We start from the raw sequence: 25,216 nt of genomic DNA on the forward strand, positions 1-25,216 counted from the left end.
ACGCCTGATCGGCCGGAATGAAGTTCGAACGGCCGGGCGCGTCAAACAACCCGGCAAAGACTGATGTGCTGCACAGCAGCAGGATCAGCGTAAGGAAGCGTTGAGCCATGAGAGATAGTCGTTATCACCGTGGAGCACGGGCAATACCAGCAGCTCCGGAGTTTGGTAAGGATGATGAGATTTGAGGCAGTCGAGCAGTGCCTGCTGATTCGCCTGATTGGTTTTGAGCAACATCTGGACTTCGTACTCCTGCTCCAGTTTGCCCTCCCAGTAGTAAAGGGAAGTGGCACCGGGAAGGAGCGTTACGCAGGCGGCCAGTTTTTCGGCCAGCACTTTGGCGGCGAGATCCTGGGCGGAAGCTTCATCAGGGGCGGTACACAGTACGACAACAGCATCAGGCGTGTTCATAAGTCGACCTCCTCATCACGAAAGGCTTCACTATATCACGCAAGACAACGGGTCATTAATGAAACGGGCCGCAGAGCGGCCCAATTTTAACTATTTTTACAACCCGCAATGGTTTACAGCACCACGCCCCCGATGATAAAGCCGAGGATGACGCACAGCGTAATCGCGACCACACCCGGGATCAGGAATGCATGGTTAAACACGTACTTACCGATACGGGTAGAGCCGGTGTCATCCATCTCTACCGCCGCCAGCAGGGTTGGGTAGGTTGGCAGCACGAACAGGGCAGAGACGGCAGCAAACGAGGCGATGGCGGTTAACGGCGTTACGCCCAGCATCAGTGCCGCAGGCATCAGCGCTTTGGTGGTCGCCGCCTGAGAGTAAAGCAGGGTGGCAGCAAAGAACAGCACGACCGCCAGCAGCCACGGATAGTTGTGCAGCAGGTCGCCGGCGACGGTCTGGATATCACTGATGTGCGCTTTCACGAAGGTATCGCCCAGCCAGGCTACACCCAGCACGCACACACAGGCGCTCATACCGGATTTGAAGGTGCTGGCGTTCAGCACTTCGCTGGTATCAATTTTACAGGTGATGCTAATCAGCGTGGCGATGGTCAGCATGAATACAACGATCGCTTCGTTACGCGGCAGGACCGGGTTCTGGATCAGACCTACGGTGTCACTGATAGCGGTCGCGTAGAACATGACGGCGACGATACCGATCAGGAACAACACCACAGAACGTTTTGCGTGTGGCTTCAACTTGAAGACCTGGCTGCCGCGCAGGCTCACTTCACCCTTGGCAAGGCGTTCCTGATAAACCGGATCGTCTTTCAGTTCAGCGCCAAGGAAGTTACACAGCACGGCGGTGATCATCACCGCAATCAGCGTTACCGGAATACAGATCGCCAGCAGTGTCAGGTAGCTCACGCCCATAGGTTCCAGGATACCAGCAAAGAACACCACCGCCGCGGAGATAGGCGAGGCGGTTATCGCAATCTGGGACGCCACCACCGCAATGGAGAGTGGGCGAGACGGACGAATGCCCTGCTCTTTTGCCACTTCGGTAATCACCGGCAGCGTGGAGAAGGCGGTGTGGCCAGTACCGGCGAGAATGGTCATAAACCAGGTCACCAGCGGGGCAAGGAAGGTAATGTATTTTGGATGACGGCGCAGCATACGCTCCGCCAGACTGACCAGATAGTCCATGCCGCCAGCCACCTGCATGGCGGCGATAGCGGCAATAACGGCCATGATGATTTCGATAACGTCAAACGGGATAGCGCCGGGTTTAATCTGAAAAATAAGGGTAAGAACGAGCACCCCGAGACCGCCGGCAAAACCGATGCCGATACCCCCGAGTCTTGCTCCCAAATAAATCGCCAACAGGACGATGACGAGTTCTGCTCCAAACATAAGGACCTGCCTTGCTTATTAACAAGTTGATATTGAATTGTTGTATTTTGGTAACGCCTAAAAAGAAAAAAGGCACGTCACAAGTGACGTGCCTTTCGGAAGCTTAGCCTGAACGGTTACTGTTCGCTTTCATCGGTATATCGTTTCGCTTTATATGCCGGGTGCATCAGGTTCTGGGCCGAGAAGATATCGTCCAGCTCGGCTTCGGTCAACAGCCCGCGCTCCAGCACCACTTCACGCACGCTCTTACCGGTTTCGGCGCAAATCTTACCGACGATGTCGCCGTTGTGGTGACCGATGAACGGGTTGAGGTAAGTGACGATCCCGATGGAGTTATAGACATAACCTTCACAGACTTCTTTATTCGCTGTGATGCCGTTAATGCATTTTTCCAGCAGGTTGTAGCAGGCGTTAGTCAGGATGTGGATGGATTCGAACATCGCCTGACCAATCACTGGCTCCATTACGTTCAGCTGCAGCTGACCCGCTTCGGAGGCCATGGTCACGGTCGTATCGTTACCGATGACTTTGAAGCACACCTGGTTCACCACTTCTGGCACGACCGGGTTTACTTTGGCCGGCATGATGGAGGAACCCGCCTGCAGTTCTGGCAGGTTGATTTCGTTCAGGCCAGCGCGCGGGCCGGAAGAGAGCAGGCGCAGGTCATTACAAATTTTGGACAGTTTCACCGCCAGACGTTTCAGGGCACTGTGTACCATGACGTAGGCGCCGCAGTCTGAGGTGGCTTCAATCAGGTCTTCTGCAGGCACAACTGGCAGGTTAGAAACTTCCGCCAGCTTCTGTACCGCCAGCTGCTGATAGCCGTCCGGGGTGTTCAGGCGTGTACCGATGGCGGTGGCGCCCAGGTTCACTTCCAGCAGCAGTTCGGAGGTGCGCAGCAGGTTTTTCGTTTCTTCGTTCAGCAGCACGTTAAACGCGTGGAACTCCTGACCGAGGGTCATTGGCACCGCGTCCTGCAGCTGGGTACGACCCATTTTCAGGATATCCTGGAACTCAACCGCTTTGCGCTGGAAGCCATCGCCCAGCTGGTTGATCGCGTCCACCAGTTTCACCACAGAGGCATACACCGCGATACGGAAGCCGGTAGGGTAGGCGTCGTTGGTGGACTGGCATTTGTTCACGTGGTCGTTCGGGTTCAGGTACTGGTATTCACCTTTCTGGTGACCCATCAGCTCCAGGCCAATGTTTGCCAGTACTTCGTTGGTATTCATGTTGACGGAGGTACCCGCGCCGCCCTGATAGACGTCAACCGGGAACTGGTCCATGCATTTGCCGTTGTTCAGCACTTCATCGCAGGCCGCGATAATCGCATTTGCCGCGCTTTTAGGAATGGTTTGCAGCTCTTTGTTGGCCAGTGCTGCGGCTTTCTTCACCATCACCATGCCACGGACAAACTCAGGGATGTCGCTGATTTTGCTGTTGCTGATGTAGAAGTTTTCAATCGCTCTCAGAGTGTGAACACCGTAGTAGGCATCCGCTGGAACTTCCCTGGTACCCAACAAGTCTTCTTCGATACGAATGTTGTTTAACATGTGAACCTTCTTTTCAAGCTGCCGATGGATTGTACTAAACACACAGTATTTATGTGGTTTTGAATATTTTCTGGCCGACGATTATTCCCTCAATCAGCCAGATGCCCGAGATCATATGCTGATGATAGCGAATTGCCGTAATCTGGATCACTTATTATCGACCCGATTCCATGATAATTATTAATCTGTGAAATGAGTCACCGCTTTAATATTTCCAAAAAAAATATCCGTGCAAACTGATTGAATTTTCGCTAACCGTCACCATCTCATACAAACGCGCGTCGCGAACACATTCAGACAGGGGCTTGATGGCCCCTGCCACACAGGAGATGCCAGTGCGCTGGATACCGTTTATCGCTTTCTTTCTCTATGTTTACATTGAGATTTCCATTTTCATCCAGGTCGCCCATGTGCTGGGCGTCCTGCTGACCCTGATTCTGGTGATTTTCACCTCCGTCATCGGCATGTCGCTGGTGCGTAACCAGGGCTTCAAAAATTTCCTGATAATGCAGCAAAAGATGGCCGCAGGCGAAAGCCCGGCCGCAGAGATGATCAAAAGCGTATCGCTGATTATTGCCGGTCTGCTGCTGATCCTGCCGGGGTTCTTCACCGACTTCCTCGGCCTTCTGCTGCTACTGCCGCCGGTGCAAAAGCACCTGACCATGAAGCTGCTGCCGCATCTGCGCTTTAGCCGTATGCCGGGCGGTGGTTTTAGTACCGGGCCAGGGGATACCTTTGAAGGGGAGTATCAGCGTAAGGATGAACAACACGACCGTTTAGATCACAAAGACGATCGGTGATTTTGTTGCCCGGTGGCGCTTCGCTTACCGGGCCTGTTAAAGCGCCAGCCACAGCCCCGCCAGCATGATAATGGCGTACAGACTTTTCCACCCCACCATCGCCAGTAACAGCAGGCAAAGCATACCTCCCACCGCGGCCAGGGCTTTATAGCGACCGCTCAGCAGACGGCAACCCGCCAGCATGCACAGCAGATAGATCATGATGAAAATACCGTTGGCGTAGACGATGAGCGCGTCCAGATTGATCTTCAGTGCGTAAATGCACAGCGTACTCACCACGCAGCAGCCCAGCACGGCATTCAGGGCATTCAAGGGAAGCTGACGTTTAGACAGACGCGCAAGGCGGCTCCGGGGCTTCTCTCGCGCCTGTGACCACACCAGACGGGCAAAGCTCTGGATGTAAATATTCAGGCTGGCAAAACAGGCCAGATAGCCAATAACGCAGGCGATCCACAGCGCCTTCACGCCAAACAGTTCAACCACGATACCCGGCAGTGATGCCGCGGCGGCGAGATCCGCTCCGAAAGCGTTGAAGTGCAACACCAGCACGGTACAAGCCCAGTAGACCGTGCCTGCCAGCAGCAGGCCTATCATCAGCGCGCGGGGAAAATCACGTTCAGGCTGCTTAAATTCCGACGCCAGATGGGCAAAGGCTTCCAGACCGACAAAGCACCAGAACATGACGGAGAGCGCGGCAAAAAGCTGTGAGTGGTCGATGTCTGTCACGGCCGGGAAGGGGATCTCTTTTACGGTGATATCGCCCGCCCACCAGATAGCGGCAACGAGCGCGACAATCAGCACCGCAACCAGTGTCTGCAGGTTGGCGCTGGAGCTGGCTCCGCGCGAACCCACCCACCAGACGATAGCCAGCGTACCCAGTTCGGCCAGCAGCAGTTGCTCGTCATGCCAGCCAAACAGCGCCTGGCCAAAGCCGGTCGCAATATGCAACGCCGCAGGCAGCCCAACCGGAATGACGGAGAGAAATAGCCAGCCGGTCACACGCTCCAGTCGCGGGCCAAAGGCCAGCCCGACAAAATGCGCCACGCCGCCCGCGCTGGGGAAATGCCGCCCCAGGATGGCAAACACAATGGCAATCGGGAAAACCAGCACAATCAGAACGGGCCACGCCCACAGACTGTTATTGCCGGCTACCAGTGCCGCCAGTGCGGGTACGGCGAACACGCCCGTTCCTAACAAGGAGGTTGAAAGCAGGCCAACGCCTTGCGCCAGCCCCAGTTCCTGCTTGAGTCCACTCATTGACATCGCCCAGCCAATACCAAAAGAGAGGCGATGGTAACACTTTCGCAAATTTTTTTTTCAACTCCCCCTTGAAGGGGTAAAAAGCTATCCCCATCTCTCAGGGCACTAGTCGGAAAACCGCATGCGGGCCGGCGTCATCCATAACTGATAATGACTTTCTCAAAGGAGAGCTATCAATGAGTATTCGTCCGTTACATGATCGTGTGATCGTCAAACGTAAAGAAGTTGAAACCAAGTCTGCTGGCGGTATCGTTCTGACCGGTTCTGCAGCAGCCAAATCAACGCGTGGCGAAATCATCGCTGTCGGTAAGGGCCGCATCCTGGAAAACGGAACTGTGCAGCCACTGGACGTTAAAGTTGGTGACATCGTAATTTTCAACGATGGCTACGGCGTGAAATCCGAGAAGATCGACAATGAAGAAGTGTTGATCATGTCCGAGAGCGACATTCTGGCAATTGTTGAAGCGTAATTTACGCACGAGAATTTGAGGAAATAAGAACATGGCAGCTAAAGACGTAAAATTCGGTAACGACGCTCGTGTAAAAATGCTCCGCGGCGTAAACGTACTGGCAGATGCAGTTAAAGTGACCCTGGGCCCGAAAGGCCGCAACGTAGTGCTGGATAAATCCTTCGGCGCGCCAACCATCACTAAAGATGGTGTGTCTGTTGCACGTGAAATCGAGCTGGAAGACAAGTTCGAAAACATGGGTGCGCAGATGGTGAAAGAAGTTGCCTCTAAAGCGAACGACGCTGCAGGCGACGGTACCACCACCGCGACCGTACTGGCGCAGGCGATCATCACCGAAGGTCTGAAAGCCGTTGCGGCAGGCATGAACCCAATGGATCTGAAACGTGGTATCGACAAAGCTGTCGCTGCTGCTGTTGAAGAACTGAAAGCGCTGTCCGTACCGTGCTCTGACTCTAAAGCCATTGCTCAGGTAGGTACCATCTCCGCTAACTCCGACGAAACCGTGGGTAAACTGATCGCAGAAGCGATGGACAAAGTCGGTAAAGAAGGCGTTATCACCGTTGAAGACGGTACCGGTCTGGAAGACGAACTGGATGTGGTTGAAGGTATGCAGTTCGACCGCGGTTACCTGTCTCCATACTTCATCAACAAGCCAGAAACTGGCGCTGTTGAGCTGGAAAGCCCGTTCATCCTGCTGGCAGACAAGAAAATCTCCAACATCCGCGAAATGCTGCCAGTGCTGGAAGCCGTTGCAAAAGCAGGCAAACCGCTGGTTATCATCGCTGAAGATGTTGAAGGCGAAGCGCTGGCAACGCTGGTGGTCAACACCATGCGCGGCATCGTGAAAGTGGCTGCGGTTAAAGCACCTGGCTTCGGCGATCGCCGTAAAGCGATGCTGCAGGATATCGCTACTCTGACCGGCGGTACCGTGATCTCTGAAGAGATCGGTATGGAGCTGGAAAAAGCGACCCTGGAAGACCTGGGCCAGGCAAAACGCGTTGTGATCAACAAAGACACCACCACCATCATCGATGGCGTGGGTGAAGAAGCCGCTATTCAGGGCCGTGTGGGTCAGATCCGTAAGCAGATCGAAGAAGCGACTTCCGATTACGACCGTGAAAAACTGCAGGAGCGCGTAGCGAAACTGGCAGGCGGTGTTGCGGTAATCAAAGTAGGTGCTGCGACCGAAGTTGAAATGAAAGAGAAGAAAGCGCGCGTTGACGATGCCCTGCACGCGACCCGTGCTGCGGTAGAAGAAGGCGTTGTTGCGGGTGGTGGTGTTGCGCTGGTGCGCGTTGCCGCGAAACTGGCTGGCCTGACTGCGCAGAACGAAGATCAGAACGTGGGTATCAAAGTTGCGCTGCGCGCAATGGAAGCTCCTCTGCGTCAGATCGTGTCCAACGCCGGTGAAGAGCCATCCGTCGTGGCGAACAAAGTGAAAGCGGGCGAAGGTAACTACGGTTACAACGCAGCCACTGAAGAATACGGCAACATGATTGACTTCGGTATCCTGGACCCAACTAAAGTGACCCGTTCTGCTCTGCAGTACGCGGCATCTGTAGCGGGCCTGATGATCACTACCGAGTGCATGGTGACCGACCTGCCTAAAGGCGATGCACCAGATTTAGGTGCTGCAGGTATGGGCGGCATGGGCGGTATGGGCGGCATGATGTAATCGTGCGCTTTACCGCTTAGAATGTGAAAAACCCCCGGGCAGAAATGCTCGGGGGTTTTTCTTTTGGTCATCTTTTAGGTATAAGATTTACACACGGACAACTACTGTCCAGCTTATTGAAAACGAGGAATAACATGCGCGTAAAAGTCTGTGCAGGGATCGTAGGGGCAGCGTTGCTGCTGGCAGGTTGTAGTTCCAGCAATGAGCTGTCGGCAGCGGGCCAGGGTGTTCGCTTTGTAGAAGATAAGCCGGGCAACGAATGCCAGCTGTTAGGCACGGCAACCGGTGAGCAAAGTAACTGGATGTCAGGCCAGCATGGCGAAGAGGGTGGTTCAATGCGCGGTGCGGCGAATGCCCTGCGTAACCAGGCTGCGGCAATGGGCGGTAACGTGATTTACGGCGTGAGCAGCCCAACGCAGGGAATGCTGTCCAGCTTCGTGCCCACCGCCAGCCAGATGAGCGGCCAGGTCTACAAGTGCCCGAACTGATCGCCTTCTACTCTCTCCCTTAGCACCTGTAGGGCAGGTAAGCGTAGCGCCCCTGCCTTTTTAGCTCTGCCTTAGCTGCAAATCCAGCGGCGTCTTGCTCGGCTCACCGCCAATCTCACGTGCCAGCTTCGGCACCATATAGCCTGACACCAGCGTTAGCAGTTCACGCACGATCTGCCGGGCCTCTTCATCTGTCACCATGAAATGGGCTGCGCCCTGAACGCGATCCAGCACGTGCAGGTAATAGGGCAACACGCCTGCATCAAACAGGGCATTGCTCAGGTCAGCCAGCACGCGGGCGCTATCATTCACGCCACGCAGCAGAACGCTCTGGTTCAACAGCGTTACCCCCGCCTTACGCAGACGCGACATCGCCGCGCGAAATGCATCGTCAATTTCATTGGCGTGGTTAATATGATTTACCAGCAGCACCTGCAACCGGGACTGCTCCAGTCGCGCCACCAGAGCGTCAGTGACACGTGCCGGAATGACAATCGGTAAACGGCTGTGAATGCGCAGACGCTTAATGTGCGGGATGGCTTCAAGCTGAGTCAGTAGCCAGTCCAACTCATGATCTTTCGCCATCAGCGGGTCGCCACCGGAAAAAATAATCTCATCCAGCTCCGGATGGGCGGTGATATAGTCCAGCGCGACCTGCCAGTTGCGTTTATTGCCCTGGTTTTCGGCATACGGGAAGTGCCGACGGAAGCAATAACGACAATTTACCGCACAGCCGCCTTTTACCAGCAGCAGGGCGCGGTTGAGGTATTTGTGCAATAAACCTGGCACCACGCTGTTCTGTTCTTCCAGCGGATCGGTACTGTAGCCCGGCGCGGTAATGAACTCATCCTGAGAAGTAAGCGTCTGTTTTAACAAAGGATCGTCTGGGTTGCCTTTCTCCATTCTGGCAACAAACGCGCGGGGAACGCGCAGGGCAAAGAGGCGCTTAGCCTCCCGGCCTGCAAGCAACTCTGGGTGCTGATCGAGGTCTAAAAGACGCAGCAATTCATCAGGACTGGTGATTACATCGGCAAGTTGCGATAACCAATCTTCTCTGGACGGGGTGTTTAGGGTTACAATATGCGCCATTTTGTGGCTTAGCTACCAGTTAACAAATTTAGAGGGCCTTATGGCAACGTACTATAGCAACGATTTTCGTGCTGGTCTTAAAATCATGATGGACGGCGAACCGTACGCGGTTGAAGCCAGCGAATTCGTTAAACCAGGTAAAGGCCAGGCATTCGCACGCGTTAAGCTGCGCCGCCTGCTGACCGGTACCCGTGTTGAGAAAACCTTCAAGTCTACTGACTCCGCAGAAGGCGCTGATGTTGTTGATATGAACCTGACTTACCTGTACAACGACGGTGAGTTCTGGCACTTCATGAACAACGAAACCTTCGAGCAGCTGTCTGCTGACGCGAAAGCCATTGGCGACAATGCCAAATGGCTGCTGGATCAGGCTGAGTGCATCGTTACCCTGTGGAACGGCCAGCCTATCGCAGTGACTCCACCTAACTTTGTTGAGCTGGAAATCGTTGAAACCGATCCAGGCCTGAAAGGTGACACCGCAGGTACCGGCGGTAAACCAGCAACGCTGTCTACCGGCGCTGTGGTTAAGGTTCCTCTGTTCGTACAGACTGGCGAAGTGATCAAAGTGGATACCCGCTCCGGCGAATACGTATCACGCGTGAAGTAATCATAAGGGCGCAGCGCCCGCTGCGCCTGTTTTTTGCAGGCAGGGATGATGAAACGTACCGTTAAAATTCTGCTTCTGTTAGCGCTCTCCGCTGTATTGCTTTCCGGCTGCAACACCACGCGTGGCATGGGACAAGACATCCAGGATCTCGGTCATATCATTTCGCACGCCGCCAGCTAAGTTCGTCTAATTTTCCTAAAAATGCTTCCTTTTCCGTCAAGTGGCGGGATCTTGTCTATTCTTAAGTTGCTATACACAAAACAACTTTGGCTATAAAAGGAAGATATTATGGTTAAGAAGACAATTGCAGCGATCTTTTCAGTCCTGGTACTTTCTTCAGTATTAACAGCCTGTAATACCACGCGCGGCGTCGGTCAGGATATTTCTGAAGGTGGTAGCGCAATCTCTGGTGCGGCAACAAAAGCTCAGCAGTAATGCATAAACGGTACGGGACCACACGGGTTTCGTACCGTCAGCTTTCCGATTCCTGCAGGGATAAAAACGGTGAAAAACGCGTATCCATATGCAACTTCATACGAATATTGCGTTTATAGGTATAGACCGTTTTGCCGTTGATACTCAGGTGAGCGGCAATCTTCTGATTGCTGGCGCCATCCATCCATAACGTCAGTACTTTCTCTTCCTGTCGGGTCAGCAAGGGAGCCGCCATCGTTGGTCTGTCGGCGCTTGCGCGCGAGATTAATGCATCGTTGATGGCCGTAGCCACCTCTTCAAGACTGGCGTTTTTCAGCAACGACGACCATACCGGGAACTGCCCGAGCCAGTCTGTCATGCCGCTGTCCTCGCCCGATTGCAGCAAAATAAACGGTAACCGTTCACTGGCGTTAAGCAAAGAAGAGAGCTGCTGAAAATGGTGAATCTCCTGCCTGAAGCCGTACAGGTCAGCGATAACCAGCGTGGGTTTCCATTGCAGAATATGCTCTCTGGCCAGGAAAAGATTATTCAGGCCGGTCACAACATAGTGTCCCGGGAACAAACCGGAATGATTGAGCCATGCTTCAAACCCCGAGCGGGTGAAGTGACAACGGTCAATCAAAAGAATTTTGAACATATTTTATTCGCAGTCGGCTAGTGGTTTGGCTTCCTGCCATCAGAAAGCATATCATCATAGAGAAGTCGGATGAGTGCTAAATGCCGGAACTACGCGCCATACTGCGGCTATTTCTTGCCTTAACGTGTTCAGCAAAAAGGGATTGAAAAAAAATCGCTCGCTAACCACAATAGGGGGCGTAATCTCTGCCTTACGGGACGACCCGTAAGCGTTTCTTTCACCGGGGACGGCCCCAACTTGCATTAAGTTAAGGAGCCTGAAATGTCCTGGATCATTCTTTTCATTGCCGGTCTGCTCGAAGTGGTGTGGGCGATTGGCCTCAAATACACCCACGGCTTTACCCGCCTGACGCCCAGCGTCATTACCGTGACCGCGATGATAGTGAGCATTGTATTGTTGTCCTGGGCGATGCGATCGCTGCCTGTGGGGACCGCGTATGCCGTCTGGACGGGCATTGGTGCGGTGGGCGCTGCCATCACGGGGATCCTGCTGCTCGGTGAGTCAGCGAGTCTGGCACGCATTGCCAGCCTCGCGCTGATTGTTGCCGGGATCATTGGGCTGAAACTCAGCACCCATTAATGGGGTTGTTTTACCCAGATGAGTTTTGACACATCAAACCCTTGCCGGGTCGCGACGTCCAGCATCTGCTGTTTCATCTCCGATGAAAGCGTTGGCGTGCGGGAGAGTATCCACAGGTAGTTGCGATCCGGCCCGCAGACCAGGGCATGGCGATACTCTCTGTCGAGGGCGATCACGTTATATCCGCCATAGAAGGGGCCAAAGAACGAGACTTTGAGCGCGGCTCTTCGCGGGTCGCCGGTGAAGTACGCTTTCCCAACCGACTGTTGCCACATTTCCCTGTCGGGATTATAGCCACGGTTGATCACCTGAATACCGCCATCATCCAGCGGGCTGTAATGCGCCGTAACCTTCTCTAAGCCCTGCTCAAACCGATGGTCGAGACGCGCGATTTCATACCATGTTCCGAGGAAGCGTTGCGCATCAAAAGGCGTGACGACGGTTACGCCAGGCGGTGGGGTAGGGGAACTGCAGGCAACCACTAAAAACGCGGCTGTCACCGCGGCGATAACAGGCAGAATGCGCATAGGAGTTTCCTTACTGTTTTTTGTTAAGTGTAGATGACAGCAGGAAAAATGCGGCGGATTGTGCGGTGTGTTTCACCGGGTGGCGAAGCCGCCACCCGGCAATGTTTTACTGCAGCGCGTCGAGGATACGGTATGCTGCCTCAACGCGTGCCGGATTCGGATAGCTTTTATTCGCCAGCATCACAATGCCGAGCTGTTTTTCAGGAATAAATGCCACGTAGCTCCCAAACCCACCGGTTGAACCCGTTTTGTGTACCCAGGAGGCCTTAACCGGCGGTACCGGGGGATTGACTTCTCTGGCAGGCAACGGTGCCAGCGCCACCTTATTGTCGCTGCCCCCGACCACGGTTTTGGCATCGACCGGCCAGTTCAGCATTTCCCAGCCTAACCCCTGATACATGGCACCCACGCGCCAGTAGCGGGACTGTGCCAGGGCTATCCCTTGTTTGAGAGAGCTATCCTGAAGGGCGTCGGGGGCCATGTTTGCCATCACCCAGCTCGCCATATCTTTCACGTTGGTTTTTATGCCATAGGCTTCAGCGTCCAGCATCCCCGGTGAAACGTGTACTGCTTTACCGTCACGGTAACCCCAGGCGTAATGCGCCTCTTCCGCTTTTGGTACGTTAATCCACGTATGGTCGAGCCTGAGCGGCTTAAAGACCCGCTTCGTCATGGCCTCTTCAAAACTCATGCCGGAGGGTTTAACCGCGAGGGCACCAAAAAGACCGATGCTGGCGTTGGCATAAAGACGCGTGGTGCCCGGCTTCCACTGCGGCTGCCAGTTTTGATAAAAGCGCAGCAGAGAGGCGTTATCAGTGACGTCATCCGGTACCTGTAACGGCAACCCCCCTGCGGTATAGGTTGCCAGATCCAGCATGCGAATGCCCTGCCACTGTTTTCCTGTCAGCTCAGGCCAGTACCTTGTCACTGGATCGCCCAGTGAGATTTCACCGCGAGCAATGGTATCGCCACCCAATACGCCGGTGAAGGTTTTACTTATAGAGCCCAGCTCGAACAAGGTTTGAGGCGTAACAGGTTTATTCGCCGCGACATCCGCTTTACCAAAGGTAAAGTAGTGCGGCTGACCCTGATAAATTACCGCCACCGCCATACCCGGAATAGCCTGCGCGTTCATCAGCGGCGTAACGGCACGCTCCACCACCTTAGCCAGCTGTTTTTCTGACATGGGGGCGGCGAAGGCAGAGCAGGCAACGCTGAGCAGCAGGGCACAACTTAGGGATTTTTTCATCATCAGTTATCTTCCATAATCGCAGTTCAGGGGAGTGTCCGGGCCCGTCAGACCACTGTAGTCTGTTAGATTTGACTGTGGCTGACAAACGGTTAAATTTAGCATTAGCTGTTAATTTTTCTAACGGACGAGACCATGACACGCAGCTATCTTCCCCTTAATTCGCTTCGGGCGTTCGAAGCTGCCGCCAGGCACCTTAGTTTTACGCATGCCGCTATCGAACTGAATGTCACCCATTCCGCGATCAGCCAGCATGTTAAGGCGCTGGAGCAGCACCTGAACTGCCAGCTGTTTGTCCGCGTGTCGCGCGGGCTGATGTTGACCACAGAAGGCGAGAACCTGCTGCCGGTACTGAATGATTCGTTCGACCGTATCGCCGGTATGCTGGATCGTTTTGCCAGCCATCGGGCGCAGGAGAAGCTGAAAATTGGCGTGGTGGGGACGTTTGCCACCGGAATGTTATTGTCGCAGCTGGATGATTTTCGCCGCTGCTATCCACATATTGATCTTCAACTTTCGACTCACAACAATCGCGTCGATCCGGCCGCCGAAGGGCTTGATTACACCATCCGTTATGGCGGGGGAGCGTGGCACGGTACGGAAGCGACGTTTCTTTGTTCTGCGCCGCTGGCGCCGCTTTGCTCGCCTGACATCGCTGCCGCGTTGCAGACCCCGGCCGATATCCTGAAGTTTACCCTGCTGCGCTCTTACCGGCGCGATGAGTGGAGCGCCTGGATGCAGGCGGCAGGAGAAAACGCTCCTTCACCAACGCACCGTGTAATGGTATTTGATTCGTCTGTGACCATGCTGGAGGCCGCGCAGGCAGGCACCGGTATTGCTATCGCCCCCGTGAATATGTTTACCCATCTGCTGAACAGCGAGCGCATTGTGCAACCTTTTACGACGCAGATTGACCTCGGCAGTTACTGGCTCACGAGGCTGCAGTCACGAGCCGAAACCCCGGCAATGTGTGAGTTTAGCCAGTGGCTGGTGGGGAAAATGCAGAAATAACAGGCCCGCCGGACGGCGGGCCAGAGGAGTCAGATCGTGACCACGGCAATCAGCGTCACTACGGTCAGGATGGTCGCCAGACCGTAGAACACCCATTTGCCGCTCGGGACATGGATTTTCAGGTCATGCATCGCATGGTGAATACGGTGCAGTCCACACCACAGCGGCAGGACGATCATCAGGAAGATGAACACGCGACCGATAAAGCTGCTCGCGAACGCCAGGACGCGTTCGTAGCTCAGCGCATCGCCCGGAAACAGCCCCAGTGGCAGCATAATGCCCACCAGCAGGATGATGACAGGAGCGATGATGGCACTCCACATGCCGCCTGCGCCAAACAGCCCCCAGAAAACCGGCTCGTCAGAACGTTTTGGATTTGGATTGATCACAGTAGTCTCCTTACCAGAACAGTGCGACAAACAGAATGACCACAGTGACGAGAACTGTCACTGCCCAGAGCCCTTTAATGACGGGTTCTGGCCCCATTTTCTCGTCTTTAATGATGATATTCGCCGCTTTTGGCGCCAGTTCAAACCAGGTTTTGGTATGAAGCAGCGCAGCCGCGAGCACAATCAGGTTCAGCACGACAATGATTGGGTTTTGCAGGAAGCCAACAAAATTCGCCCAGGCTTCCGGGCCATGCTTGAGGGCAAATACCCCATACATCAGCTCCAGGCTGAACCAGACCGCCGGTACTGCCGTGCCTTCACGCAGCATGTAGAAGCGATAAAACGGCAGGTTTTTCCACCAGGTGGACGGCACTGGCCGCACATAGGCTTTGCGTTTAGTCGTCATCATGCACTCCTTAGCGTGGTTTCAGGGTAGCGATAAGAAAGTCTTTCGAGCTTTCCACTTTACCCTGCTGAATGGCGGCGGCCGGGTCGACATGCTTCGGACAGACTTCGGAGCAATAACCCACAAATGTACAGCTCCAGACACCGTTCTGGCTGTTAAGCTGCGCCATACGTTCTTTTTTGCCGTGGTCGCGGCTGTCTTCGTTATAGCGGTGCGCCAGGGTAATGGCGGCCGGGCCAATGAACTCAGGATTCAGGCCAAACTGTGGACAGGCGGCGTAGCACAGACCGCAGTTGATGCAGCCGGAGAACTGATGGTATTTCGCCATCTGGGCTGGCGTCTGGGTGTTGGGACCCTGATCCGGCGTGCGCGGATTGCCAATAATGTACGGCTTGATGGCTTCCAGACTTTCGATAAAGTGGGTCATATCGACCACCAGATCGCGCTCAATCGGGAAGTTGCCCAGCGCTTCCACCTTGATGCCTTTGGTATAGTCACGCAGGAAGGTCTTACACGCCAGCTTCGGCACTTTGTTGACCATCATGCCGCAGGAGCCGCAGATTGCCATGCGGCAGGACCAGCGGTAGCTCAGGTCCGGCGCCAGGTTATCTTTGATATAGCCGAGCGCATCCAGCAGGGAGGTTTGCTCGTCATAAGGCACTTCGTAGAAAGCGCTATGCGGCGCGGTGTCCACCTCCGGGTTGTAGCGCACCACTTCAACTTTCAGTTTCTGCATCTCAGCCATTCGCCTTCTCCTTCTTCTCGGCGGCTTCTGCTTCTGCACCGTACACGCGTTTTGCCGGTGGCAGCGTGGTGATTTTCACGTCGCTGTAGTCCAGACGTGTGGTGCCATCTGCATCGCGCCAGGCGAGCGTGTGTTTCAGGAAATTGACGTCGTCACGTTCGGTACAGCCTTCATCGAGACGCTGGTGTGCCCCGCGTGACTCTTTACGCGCCAGTGCAGAGTGCGCCATACATTCCGCCACGTTCAGGCCGTGACCTAACTCGATGGTATAGAGCAGGTCGGTGTTGAAGACGCTGGAGGTATCGGTGATGCGAACGCGCTTGAAGCGCTCCTGCAGTTCCGCCAGCTTATCGACGGTTTTTTGCATCAGCTCAGGGGTACGGTAGATACCGCAGCCCTCTTCCATCGACAGACCCATTTCATCACGAATTTTAGACCAGTTTTCGTTACCCTCCTGGTTCACCAGGTCTTTCAGCCGTTTTTCAACGTCGGCGACCTGCGCGTCCAGCGCGGCACTGTTGGCTTCGCCTGCGGTAGCCGCTCGCTCCATCGCGCGCTCACCCGCCATGCGGCCAAAGACGACCAGCTCCGCCAGCGAGTTAGAGCCAAGGCGGTTGGCGCCGTGCAGACCCACAGAGGAACACTCGCCCACGGCGAACAGACCTTTGATGCGGGTTTCACACTGCTGGTCGGTTTCGATCCCGCCCATGGTGTAGTGCGCCGTTGGGCGGACTGGAATCGGCTCTTTCACCGGGTCGACACCCACGTAGGCTTTCGCCAGCTCACAGATGAACGGCAGACGTTCCAGCAGTTTCTTCTCGCCGAGGTGGCGCAGGTCAAGATGGACCACATCGCCGCGCGGCGTGGAGATGGTGTTGCCTTTACGCCACTCGTGCCAGAAGGCCTGGGAGACTTTGTCACGTGGACCGAGCTCCATGTATTTGTTCTTCGGCTCACCGAGGGGTGTTTCCGGACCCATACCGTAATCCTGCAGATAGCGGTAGCCGTTTTTGTTGACCAGAATACCGCCTTCACCACGGCAGCCTTCCGTCATCAGAATGCCGGAGCCGGGCAGGCCGGTAGGGTGATACTGCACAAACTCCATATCGCGCAGCGGTACGCCGTGGCTGAGCGCCATGCCCATGCCGTCACCGGTGACGATGCCGCCATTGGTATTGTAACGGTAGACGCGTCCCGCACCGCCCGTCGCCATCACCACCGCATTGGCGCGGATCTGGACGAGCGTGCCTTCCATCATGTTCATCGCCACCAGGCCGCGCGCATGGCCGTCGTCGACCAGAATGTCGAGGACGAAATGTTCGTCAAAGCGCTGAATTTGTGGGAACTGAAGAGAGGTCTGGAACAGGGTGTGCAACATGTGGAAGCCGGTTTTATCGGCGGCGAACCAGGTGCGTTCTATTTTCATACCGCCGAAGCGGCGAACGTTGACGCTGCCGTCCGGACGGCGGCTCCACGGACATCCCCACTGCTCAAGCTGGGTCATCTCCGTTGGACAGTGGTGGACAAAGTAGTCAACGACATCCTGTTCGCAAAGCCAGTCGCCCCCTGCAACCGTGTCGTGGAAATGGTATTCAAAGCTGTCATGATCCTGCGCAACGGCGGCGGACCCTCCTTCTGCGGCCACCGTGTGGCTGCGCATAGGGTAGACTTTAGAAATCAATGCGATTTTAGCGTTGGGATTAGCCTGCGCTGCAGCAATCGCAGCACGTAATCCAGCCCCGCCAGCGCCTATTACGGCAAGATCGGCCTGAAAAGTTTGCACGACATTCCTCCAGATTTTTGTTATTTCGCAAGGCGACAAACTAAAGGTAGTTCACCTGTCCAAATGGTCGATTGCGAAAGCGTTTCCACTGCTCCTTTATGGGTAAAACAGTATAACCGTGTAGATGTCAGGGAAATTTGACGTGTTCGATTTTTTTGCTGTTCTCTTCGGTGATTTATCACGGAGATTGATGAATTGCGTCACGCAATTGCTCACGCAAATGAAATCCGCTTTTTTACTGCGCAAAATTTGTCTCTGTCCCTGCTAACGAGTAGACTTCGTGCCCTTGTCTGAAATCGGAGAAATACCCATGAGCGAAACGGCCACCTGGCAGCCGAGCGCATCCATCCCTAATCTGCTAAAACGCGCTGCAATTATGACGGAGATCCGCCGTTTCTTTGCCGACCGTGGAGTCCTTGAGGTGGAAACGCCGTGCATGAGTCAGGCAACGGTAACGGATATTCATCTGGTCCCGTTTGAAACCCGTTTTGTTGGTCCTGGCCACTCTCAGGGCATGAATTTGTATCTGATGACCAGCCCGGAGTATCACATGAAGCGCCTGCTGGCGGCGGGATGTGGTCCGGTGTATCAGCTGTGCCGCAGCTTCCGTAATGAAGAGATGGGGCGCCACCACAATCCGGAATTCACCATGCTGGAGTGGTACCGCCCGCATTATGATATGTACCGCCTGATGAACGAGGTGGACGATCTGCTGCAGCAGGTGCTGGACTGTTCCGAGGCGGAAACGCTCTCTTATCAGCAGGCTTTCCAGCGTTATCTGGAAATCGATCCGTTATCGGCGGACAAAACTCAGCTGCGCGAAGTGGCGGCAAAGCTCGATCTGAGCAACGTGGCAGATACCGAAGAAGATCGCGATACGCTGCTGCAGCTGTTGTTCACCTTTGGCGTTGAACCTCAGATTGGCAAAGATCGTCCAACGTTTGTCTATCACTTCCCGGCAAGCCAGGCCTCGCTGGCGCAGATCAGCACCGAAGATCACCGCGTGGCTGAGCGTTTTGAGGTCTATTACAAAGGCATTGAGCTGGCGAATGGTTTCCACGAACTGACTGACGCACGCGAGCAGCAGCAGCGTTTCGAGCAGGATAACCGCAAGCGTGCCGCGCGCGGCCTGCCGCAGCAGCCCATCGATACTCACCTGCTGGAGGCGTTAAAAGCAGGCCTGCCGGATTGTTCCGGCGTGGCGCTGGGGGTGGATCGTCTGGTAATGCTGGCGCTGGGCGCGGAGCAGCTTGGCGATGTGATTGCGTTTACCGTCGATCGCGCCTGACGGCATTTGACCCTCTCCCGTGGGAGAGGGTTGCTCCGCTTATCTTACACACTCCCCGCCGGGCGTTTACGCGCCGCAGAGGTTAAGGTTCTTCCTGTTTTCCGCCCGTCCAGGCTTTCCAGGCGCATCTGGAATGGTGGGAACGGCATATCAATACCGTGTTCGCGGAAGCCTGCCAGAATCAGCTGGTGGATCTCATGGCGCAGCGGCATACGGTGCCCCATTTCGGCGGCATAAATACGCAGTTCGAAAATCTGGATCCCCTGCTGAAGATCGACCAGGAACACTTCCGGCGCCGGGTTATCGAGCACCAGGGTACAGCGTTCAGCGGCGGTGTAAAGAAGCTGGGTCACTTCTTCACTGTTGGCATCCGACGGGGCCGGCACGGTCAGCACCACGCGCGTGACGGAATCTGACAGCGACCAGTTGATGAACTGCTCAGTGATAAACGCCTTGTTTGGCACGATGATCTCTTTCCGATCCCAGTCGCTGATTGTCGTGGCGCGGGTATTGATCTTCGTTACGCTACCGGTCAGGTCACGGATCGTGACCGTATCGCCAATACGAATCGGTTTTTCAAACAGGATGATCAGGCCGGAAACAAAGTTTGCGAAAATCTCCTGCATACCAAAGCCAAGCCCAAACGTCAGCGCGGCGACCAGCCATTGCAATTTAGACCACTCAATACCAATCATCGAGAACCCAACCATCCCGCCAAAGAGCAGAATCAGGTATTTCGTGATGGTGGTAATGGCGTAACCCGTGCCCGGGGTTAAATCCAGATGCTGCAATAGCGCCAGCTCCAGCAGCGCCGGGAAGTTACGTACCAGCTGGGTCGTGATGATCAGCACCAGAATGGCGATCAGCACCGCCCCTAAGGTAATGGGCTCCAGGCTCTCTACGCCCTGCACCGTAGAGGTCACGTCCCACAGCGAAATGTTCTCCAGGAAGCCAAACGCGGAGTGGATCTCCGACCACAGGAAGATCACCGACAGGAGGGCAACCAGCATCAGGATGGAGCGCACCAGACGAAGAGACTGGGTGCTGATGGCATCCAGATCCAGTTCAACCTCGTCCGCATCCATCGTGCCTTCGGTGCTGTTGACATGGTTGGGCTCGTCTTCACCCCGCGCTCGCTGGGCGAGGATCTCTGCCCGGCGGTGCTTGGCGCGGTCAAATGCCAGGCGGCGGCGCTGGATCAGCATCCCACGGCGGATCACGTGATAAACCACCAGCAGCAGGAACCAGATAGCGACCGAGGTTTCCAGTCGCGCCAGCAGCGCCTGCGAGGTCGCCAGGTAACCCACTGCCGCTGCCAGCATGGCAATCAGGGGCGCGCAAAGGAGCAGGTTCCACAGCATGCGGTTGAACATATTGTCGCCGCTACCGGTTTTATCCAGATAAAGCGGTATACCGGCGCGTTTCAGACTGAGCGTGACAATGGCCAGCGCCCCGCAGATCAGCATAAAGCAGAGGCGCCCCAGCGAGCCCGAGAACTCCCGGTCGTTGAGATTATCGAACATGATGAGCGCCATAATCAGCGGCACAATCAGCCCAATGCTCATCAGGTAGTAGCGCATGGCGCGCGCCACGCGGTTACGCGGCCAGCCAAAGTGAGCGATGAACAGACCATTGGGCCGCGCAAACGTGGCGCAAATCATCACCACCCACAGCAGAGGGACGGTGGCGGTCACGCCGTCGCCAATCGCGACCGCGAGCGGGTAGGGCCAGGCTTCCCGCAGGCCGTATCCGAGCGTCATCCACAGCACCGGCAGCGGTGAGGCAACGAGTATTGACCAGAACACGGTGCGCAACGTCAGCCAGAAGTGATCCTGGGTCACCTTACCTACCCGGGCGCTGGAGCGTTCCAGGAAGCGGGTAAAGTGCCTGCGCGAGTAAATGCTGAAGCCCACCAGAATTAATGCGCCCAGCAGCGGGAAGATGGTCTCTTTGCTGGTGAGCATCATCACGCTGGCTTTTCCAAGCTGGCTGAAGGTATCCAGCGAGATCAGACGGCGCAAATCCTGGACAACTTCAATAGGCCACGAGAAGGTCATCGGGCGTACATCAGAGGTCCAGAAGAGATAACGGTGCGTGGCCTCGTTCACCTCTTTCAGCGCATCTTCCAGCTGACTGTTGGAGACTTTCAGCTTGGTCAGTTCCAGAATCAGCGTATCCCCGCCCTGCAGCAGGGAGTTCAGCAGCTCGCGCTGGGTCCGCAGCTGGGCTTCCAGAATGCGGTTTTGCTCGCTGGTGAGCGGCTGTCCATCAGCCTGACGGATCTGGCGGATTTGCGGCTGTTTATTGAGAAGATCTTCAAAATGCAGACGCTGAACGCGCAACTGAGCCATCTCGGTATCCAGCTGCTGCGGCTTCGGCATCTCCGGCAGGCGCGCGACCTGGGCGCGTAACGCCTCGCCCAGCAGATTTGATGACCCCAGCCACTGAGACTGCTCGCGCAGGGTGTTGAGCGCCTGGCGCACCTGAAGCGTTTGATTGGTGGCCTGGCGCTGTTGGGAAGCCACCAGATCCATACGCTGCGCCTGTTGATTCAGTGCGGCAGAAAGCTCGCGGTTGACCTTAAACTGTTGAACGATGCCGGCAGGAAGATTATCGCTGTTTTCCGCCAGCAGTTCGGTGCTCTCCAGCGCGCGCTCCGCTTCACGCTGGCGCTGGCTGTTAAGCTGATTGCGCAGGGCCTGCAGATACGCATCCAACTGCTCGCTCTGCTTCTGAGCGAGTTCTGAGCGCATCCGCGACAGCTCCTGACGGTTATTGGCGGAGAGTTGCGCCAGCTCCAGCTCATCGACAAGGGCCTTCAGACGGGCTGATTCAGCCTGCAGGCCCAGATTTTGGGCCTGAGCTTGTGGCGTATTGCCGCTTTGCGTACCAATGCGACGTTCAACTTCATTAAGCTGGCGGCGGGCGTCGGTTTGCTGTTGCGGAAGCTGGCTGAGGGAGTCGGCAATTTCACGCGCTCGCTCCTGTTCCTGCTGGGCAAGGCGGCTCTTCTCCAGAAGCTGGCTGCTGACCTGCAGGATCTCCTGGTTCAGGGCATCGGAGGTCATGCCGGCGGGTACATCGCGCGGTTCATCACGCAAGTTCGCGAGCTGCGTGCGCAGCGTCTGCGAGAGTTTGGGGAAGTTGTCGATAACCTGCTGATACTGCTGAGCGCGCTCAAGAGAGCCTTTCCGCTCTTCAAGCGCGTTCAGTGCGGACTGGAGTGACTCAACGGTTTCAGGCTGAGCGGGTTTTGCCGCTTTTGCCTGCTCCAGCTCCTGGGTTATCTGTTTGGCGTCGGGGGCTGTCGCTGCGTACGCCCCCATGCTGAGGCACCAGGCCATCAGTAGAACGATAATCGGGCGCACGTCAGCGATCCTTCTGTTGTTAGCCTTCGTCTTTTTTGTCGTCAACCAGCGGGCTGGCGTCATGTTCGGCCTTGATCTCTGCTTCTGGCAGCGGTGCAGGCTCTGCATCCGGCGTCACGAAGGTTTCAGTAGAGATGGCCAGCGGCTGGCCCAGTTTAGTGACCGACAGGCTTTCGAGCTGTTCAGCCAGTTTCACTTTACCCGGCGCAAACAGGTTGATAACGGTTGAGCCCAGCTTAAAGCGGCCCATCTCCTGGCCTTTCAGCAGTGCCACGGAGCCTTCTTCTTCACCGGCAGGCCAGGTCCAGCGCTTGATGACGCCTTCACGTGGCGGCGTAATGGTGCCAGCCCAGACGGTTTCGATGCTGCCGACAATGGTCGCACCCACCAGAATTTGCGCCATCGGGCCAAATTCAGTATCGAACAGGCAGATGACGCGCTCGTTACGGGCAAACAGGTTCGGGACGTTTTGCGCGGTCAGGTGGTTCACAGAGAACAGGTCGCCCGGGACGTAAATCATTTCACGCAGGATACCGTTACACGGCATGTGCACGCGGTGGTAGTCGCGCGGTGACAGATAGGTGGTGGCAAACGTACCGTTACGGAACAGATCCGCCATCAGGTAGTTACCCGCCAGCAGCGCTTCCAGGCTGTAATTGTGGCCCTTCGCCTGCAGAATTTTGTCGTCTTCGATATCACCCAGCTGGCTAATCACGCCGTCTGCTGGCATCACCAGGACGTTAGGGTCGGTGTTTACCGGGCGTACATCGTCACGCAGCGGGCGCACGAAAAACTCGTTAAAGGTGCGGTAGCTGGCGGTATCCGGCTTCTGCGCCTCTTTCATATCAACCTTGTAATATTTTACGAAAAGGTCGATGACCAGTTTGGTCAGCCAGCCTGCGCGTTTGCTTGCGCCCCAGCCCGCCAGGCGAGTGAGCCACAGTTTTGGCAGAATGTATTGAAGCGAAAGTTTAAATGCGTTTAACAAGGTAGCCTCCAGGCCATTGTTTTGTCGTTCCTGATCCGGCGTTACGTCGCCGGAACCTGAAAAAAGGGGACGATTTTAGCGATGCTTAGCTTAGTTGTCAGTTATCAGAATCAGAAAAGTTTTTACGCGTTTTTACCTGATCCATGCTCTCAAGAATACGGTGGTAGTTCTCGAAGCGAGTCTCCGCGATTTCACCGTTCTCAACCGCTTCACGGATAGCGCAGCCCGGGTCGTTATCGTGTTTACAGTCGCGGTACTTGCAAGCACCTAAATAATCATGGAATTCGACAAATCCGTTAAAGATTTGTTCCGGCTCAAGGTGCCATAAGCCGAACTCACGTACGCCCGGGGAGTCGATGACATCGCCACCGTGCGGGAAGTGATACAGGCGCGACGCGGTGGTGGTGTGTTGGCCCAGGCCCGAGACGTCTGACACATCGTTGGTGAGGATCTCTTGCTGGAGGCCAAGCAGGTTGTTCAGCAGGCTTGATTTGCCCACGCCGGACTGGCCCGCAAAGATGCTGATGCGATCGGTAAGCGCCTCTTCCAGCGGTTTCAGGCCATCTTTGGTATAGCTGGAGACCATCAACACGCGGTAGCCAATCTTGCGATAGATATCCATCTGTTCGTTGACGAACGCCATGCCTTCGTCGTCCAGCAGATCGATTTTGTTCAGCACGATGATCGGTTCAACCTTCAGCGTTTCGCAGGCGACGAGGTAACGGTCGATTATATTGAGCGAAAGTTCAGGCAAAATCGCCGATACGATAACGATCTGGTTAATGTTGGCGGCAATTGGTTTCACCCCGTCGTAGAAATCGGGACGGGTTAATACGGACGTGCGCTCATGCACCGCTTCAACGATACCTTTTACCGTCACGCCTTCCGCGGCCTCTTTACCCGGCCGCCAGACCACGCGATCGCCGGTCACCAGAGAACGAATGGTCCGGCGGATGTTGCAGCGGTGGATCTCACCATCGGCGGATTCCACGTCGGCGTGCATACCGAAACGGCTGATGACTACGCCTTCCGTCGGGTCGCCAAACAGGTTGTCGTCGTAATCGACCTTCTCCGAAGTGGTTTTAAGACGGCGCTGGTGATTGGCATTCACACGACGCTGCTGCCCTTTGGAGAGTTTATTTTTACTCAATCGCACTGGCTCCTGGTCGCCCGTAAGGGGCAAAACCTCTATGATACACTCTAATTAATACTAGTTAACCTGCTACTGCCGGTTATGCGAGAAGGGTGGAAAATAACATGAGCGCGGATGAAAACAACCTGATTTGGATCGACCTTGAAATGACCGGGCTGGATCCCGAGCGCGATCGCATCATTGAGATAGCAACCCTGGTGACCGATGCCAACCTCAATATCCTGGCGGAAGGGCCAACCATTGCGGTGCATCAGTCAGACGATCAGCTTGCGTTGATGGATGAGTGGAACGTGCGTACCCATACCGGCAGTGGTCTGGTAGAACGCGTGAAGGCGAGCACCCTGGGTGACCGCGAGGCGGAGCTGGCGACGCTGGCGTTTCTGAAACAGTGGGTACCGGCAGGTAAATCGCCTATCTGCGGTAATAGTATCGGCCAGGATCGCCGTTTCCTGTTTAAGTACATGCCGGAGCTGGAGTCGTACTTCCACTACCGTTATCTGGATGTCAGCACCCTGAAAGAGCTGGCGCGTCGCTGGAAACCTGAAATCCTCGATGGCTTTAAAAAGCAGGGGACGCACCAAGCGATGGACGATATCCGCGAGTCCGTGGCGGAGCTTGCTTACTATCGCGAAAACTTTATTAAGCTGTGATTTTGAGAACCGGCGCCTTGCGTGGCCGGCTTTTTGTCGTTAAATTGTTCAGCTTGCCGATTAAATAAGCATTTGAACTGAATTTCAAAAAAATCGCTTTCAGGGGGGTTGCAGCTAAAAGGATTTCTCGTATAATGCGCCTCCCGTAACGACAGAGAATTACGCGTTACGACAGCAACAAAAGCAGTACAGATTTGCGGGAATAGCTCAGTTGGTAGAGCACGACCTTGCCAAGGTCGGGGT

The 25,216-nt window shown here is 55.4% G+C and carries 26 protein-coding genes; 11 read left to right on the plus strand and 15 right to left on the minus strand.

Annotated elements, in window-relative coordinates; genetic code table 11:
- Positions 1-84: 84 nt before the first annotated feature.
- From cutA to aspA, 3 genes are all read right to left on the minus strand, one after another.
- Positions 85-408 (minus strand): divalent cation tolerance protein CutA, encoded by a 324-nt coding sequence (gene cutA / locus LDK53_RS12560; RefSeq protein ID WP_025758221.1) that lies wholly within the window; start codon positions 406-408, stop codon positions 85-87.
- Positions 409-521: 113 nt separating this feature from the next.
- The gene (locus tag LDK53_RS12565) at positions 522-1,823 is read right to left on the minus strand and encodes an anaerobic C4-dicarboxylate transporter (protein ID WP_013095257.1); all 1,302 of its coding nucleotides are present in this window, start codon (positions 1,821-1,823) and stop codon (positions 522-524) included.
- Between the two features lie 116 nt (positions 1,824-1,939).
- Positions 1,940-3,376, minus strand: a complete 1,437-nt coding sequence (gene aspA, locus LDK53_RS12570) for an aspartate ammonia-lyase (protein WP_003855923.1) — start codon at positions 3,374-3,376, stop codon at positions 1,940-1,942.
- A gap of 335 nt (positions 3,377-3,711) precedes the next feature.
- On the opposite strand from aspA, the gene LDK53_RS12575 reads away from it, so the two are divergent.
- Positions 3,712-4,176 carry an FxsA family protein gene (locus LDK53_RS12575; RefSeq protein ID WP_025758222.1) on the plus strand — a complete coding sequence of 155 codons (465 nt, stop codon included), beginning with the start codon at positions 3,712-3,714 and terminating at the stop codon, positions 4,174-4,176.
- Between the two features lie 36 nt (positions 4,177-4,212).
- On the opposite strand, the gene yjeH is transcribed toward LDK53_RS12575, so the two are convergent.
- Positions 4,213-5,433, minus strand: a complete 1,221-nt coding sequence (gene yjeH / locus LDK53_RS12580) for an L-methionine/branched-chain amino acid transporter (protein ID WP_025758223.1) — start codon at positions 5,431-5,433, stop codon at positions 4,213-4,215.
- A 179-nt stretch (positions 5,434-5,612) separates the two neighbouring features.
- Here yjeH and LDK53_RS12585 point away from each other — a divergent pair, with 179 nt between their 5' ends.
- The 3 genes from LDK53_RS12585 to LDK53_RS12595 all read left to right on the plus strand — a co-directional run bounded on the left by LDK53_RS12585 (position 5,613) and on the right by LDK53_RS12595 (position 8,069).
- Positions 5,613-5,906, plus strand: a complete 294-nt coding sequence (locus LDK53_RS12585; RefSeq protein ID WP_003855929.1) for a co-chaperone GroES — start codon at positions 5,613-5,615, stop codon at positions 5,904-5,906.
- Between the two features lie 31 nt (positions 5,907-5,937).
- The gene (gene groL / locus LDK53_RS12590) at positions 5,938-7,581 is read left to right on the plus strand and encodes a chaperonin GroEL (protein ID WP_025758225.1); all 1,644 of its coding nucleotides are present in this window, start codon (positions 5,938-5,940) and stop codon (positions 7,579-7,581) included.
- 134 nt (positions 7,582-7,715) lie between these two features.
- Entirely contained in the window at positions 7,716-8,069 is a 354-nt protein-coding gene (locus tag LDK53_RS12595; RefSeq protein ID WP_025758226.1) for a DUF4156 domain-containing protein, read from the plus strand.
- A 60-nt stretch (positions 8,070-8,129) separates the two neighbouring features.
- Here the strand turns inward: LDK53_RS12595 and epmB are convergent, their stop codons facing one another.
- Entirely contained in the window at positions 8,130-9,158 is a 1,029-nt protein-coding gene (epmB, locus tag LDK53_RS12600; protein WP_025758227.1) for an EF-P beta-lysylation protein EpmB, read from the minus strand.
- A 40-nt stretch (positions 9,159-9,198) separates the two neighbouring features.
- Here epmB and efp point away from each other — a divergent pair, with 40 nt between their 5' ends.
- The 3 genes from efp (at position 9,199) to ecnB (ending at position 10,200) form a co-directional block, all read left to right on the plus strand.
- Entirely contained in the window at positions 9,199-9,765 is a 567-nt protein-coding gene (efp, locus tag LDK53_RS12605; protein WP_025758229.1) for an elongation factor P, read from the plus strand.
- A 48-nt stretch (positions 9,766-9,813) separates the two neighbouring features.
- Positions 9,814-9,945, plus strand: coding sequence for an entericidin A/B family lipoprotein (locus LDK53_RS12610; protein WP_045286609.1), 132 nt, complete (start codon positions 9,814-9,816; stop codon positions 9,943-9,945).
- 108 nt (positions 9,946-10,053) lie between these two features.
- Positions 10,054-10,200, plus strand: a complete 147-nt coding sequence (ecnB, locus tag LDK53_RS12615; protein ID WP_003025482.1) for a lipoprotein toxin entericidin B — start codon at positions 10,054-10,056, stop codon at positions 10,198-10,200.
- 37 nt (positions 10,201-10,237) lie between these two features.
- On the opposite strand, the gene LDK53_RS12620 is transcribed toward ecnB, so the two are convergent.
- Entirely contained in the window at positions 10,238-10,837 is a 600-nt protein-coding gene (locus tag LDK53_RS12620) for a helix-turn-helix transcriptional regulator (RefSeq protein WP_225287328.1), read from the minus strand.
- 261 nt (positions 10,838-11,098) lie between these two features.
- Between LDK53_RS12620 and sugE the strand changes: the two genes are divergently transcribed.
- Positions 11,099-11,416 (plus strand): quaternary ammonium compound efflux SMR transporter SugE, encoded by a 318-nt coding sequence (sugE, locus tag LDK53_RS12625; protein WP_006178944.1) that lies wholly within the window; start codon positions 11,099-11,101, stop codon positions 11,414-11,416.
- On the opposite strand, the gene LDK53_RS12630 is transcribed toward sugE, so the two are convergent.
- Positions 11,413-11,943 carry a lipocalin family protein gene (locus LDK53_RS12630; protein ID WP_025758235.1) on the minus strand — a complete coding sequence of 177 codons (531 nt, stop codon included), beginning with the start codon at positions 11,941-11,943 and terminating at the stop codon, positions 11,413-11,415. The genes sugE and LDK53_RS12630 overlap by 4 nt on opposite strands.
- Positions 11,944-12,049: 106 nt before the next feature.
- Complete coding sequence (gene blaACT, locus LDK53_RS12635; protein ID WP_225287329.1) at positions 12,050-13,195, minus strand: ACT family cephalosporin-hydrolyzing class C beta-lactamase; 1,146 nt, start codon at positions 13,193-13,195, stop codon at positions 12,050-12,052.
- Between the two features lie 132 nt (positions 13,196-13,327).
- Between blaACT and ampR the strand changes: the two genes are divergently transcribed.
- Positions 13,328-14,203 carry a LysR family transcriptional regulator AmpR gene (gene ampR / locus LDK53_RS12640; RefSeq protein WP_225287330.1) on the plus strand — a complete coding sequence of 292 codons (876 nt, stop codon included), beginning with the start codon at positions 13,328-13,330 and terminating at the stop codon, positions 14,201-14,203.
- 29 nt (positions 14,204-14,232) lie between these two features.
- On the opposite strand, the gene frdD is transcribed toward ampR, so the two are convergent.
- Genes frdD through frdA form a run of 4 tightly spaced genes read right to left on the minus strand, consistent with a single transcriptional unit; the run spans position 14,233 to position 17,526 of the window.
- Positions 14,233-14,592, minus strand: coding sequence for a fumarate reductase subunit FrdD (gene frdD, locus LDK53_RS12645; protein ID WP_000609653.1), 360 nt, complete (start codon positions 14,590-14,592; stop codon positions 14,233-14,235).
- Positions 14,593-14,602: 10 nt separating this feature from the next.
- Complete coding sequence (gene frdC / locus LDK53_RS12650; protein WP_025758238.1) at positions 14,603-14,998, minus strand: fumarate reductase subunit FrdC; 396 nt, start codon at positions 14,996-14,998, stop codon at positions 14,603-14,605.
- A gap of 10 nt (positions 14,999-15,008) precedes the next feature.
- Complete coding sequence (frdB, locus tag LDK53_RS12655) at positions 15,009-15,743, minus strand: fumarate reductase iron-sulfur protein (RefSeq protein WP_028016426.1); 735 nt, start codon at positions 15,741-15,743, stop codon at positions 15,009-15,011.
- Positions 15,736-17,526, minus strand: coding sequence for a fumarate reductase (quinol) flavoprotein subunit (gene frdA / locus LDK53_RS12660; protein WP_045286606.1), 1,791 nt, complete (start codon positions 17,524-17,526; stop codon positions 15,736-15,738). The genes frdB and frdA overlap by 8 nt, the downstream gene beginning before the upstream one ends.
- A gap of 310 nt (positions 17,527-17,836) precedes the next feature.
- On the opposite strand from frdA, the gene epmA reads away from it, so the two are divergent.
- On the plus strand, positions 17,837-18,814 hold the full coding sequence (gene epmA, locus LDK53_RS12665) for an elongation factor P--(R)-beta-lysine ligase (protein WP_025758243.1): 978 nt from the start codon (positions 17,837-17,839) through the stop codon (positions 18,812-18,814).
- 44 nt (positions 18,815-18,858) lie between these two features.
- On the opposite strand, the gene mscM is transcribed toward epmA, so the two are convergent.
- The 3 genes from mscM to rsgA all read right to left on the minus strand — a co-directional run bounded on the left by mscM (position 18,859) and on the right by rsgA (position 24,320).
- Complete coding sequence (gene mscM / locus LDK53_RS12670; RefSeq protein WP_025758244.1) at positions 18,859-22,182, minus strand: miniconductance mechanosensitive channel MscM; 3,324 nt, start codon at positions 22,180-22,182, stop codon at positions 18,859-18,861.
- A gap of 19 nt (positions 22,183-22,201) precedes the next feature.
- Positions 22,202-23,170 carry an archaetidylserine decarboxylase gene (gene asd / locus LDK53_RS12675; RefSeq protein ID WP_045286605.1) on the minus strand — a complete coding sequence of 323 codons (969 nt, stop codon included), beginning with the start codon at positions 23,168-23,170 and terminating at the stop codon, positions 22,202-22,204.
- 97 nt (positions 23,171-23,267) lie between these two features.
- Positions 23,268-24,320 carry a small ribosomal subunit biogenesis GTPase RsgA gene (gene rsgA, locus LDK53_RS12680; protein WP_225287331.1) on the minus strand — a complete coding sequence of 351 codons (1,053 nt, stop codon included), beginning with the start codon at positions 24,318-24,320 and terminating at the stop codon, positions 23,268-23,270.
- A 107-nt stretch (positions 24,321-24,427) separates the two neighbouring features.
- Here rsgA and orn point away from each other — a divergent pair, with 107 nt between their 5' ends.
- Positions 24,428-24,973, plus strand: coding sequence for an oligoribonuclease (gene orn, locus LDK53_RS12685; RefSeq protein WP_025758248.1), 546 nt, complete (start codon positions 24,428-24,430; stop codon positions 24,971-24,973).
- Positions 24,974-25,216 lie beyond the last annotated feature (243 nt).

The sequence above is a fragment of the Enterobacter sp. K16B genome (assembly GCF_020216105.1).
Taxonomy (GTDB): domain Bacteria; phylum Pseudomonadota; class Gammaproteobacteria; order Enterobacterales; family Enterobacteriaceae; genus Enterobacter; species Enterobacter sichuanensis.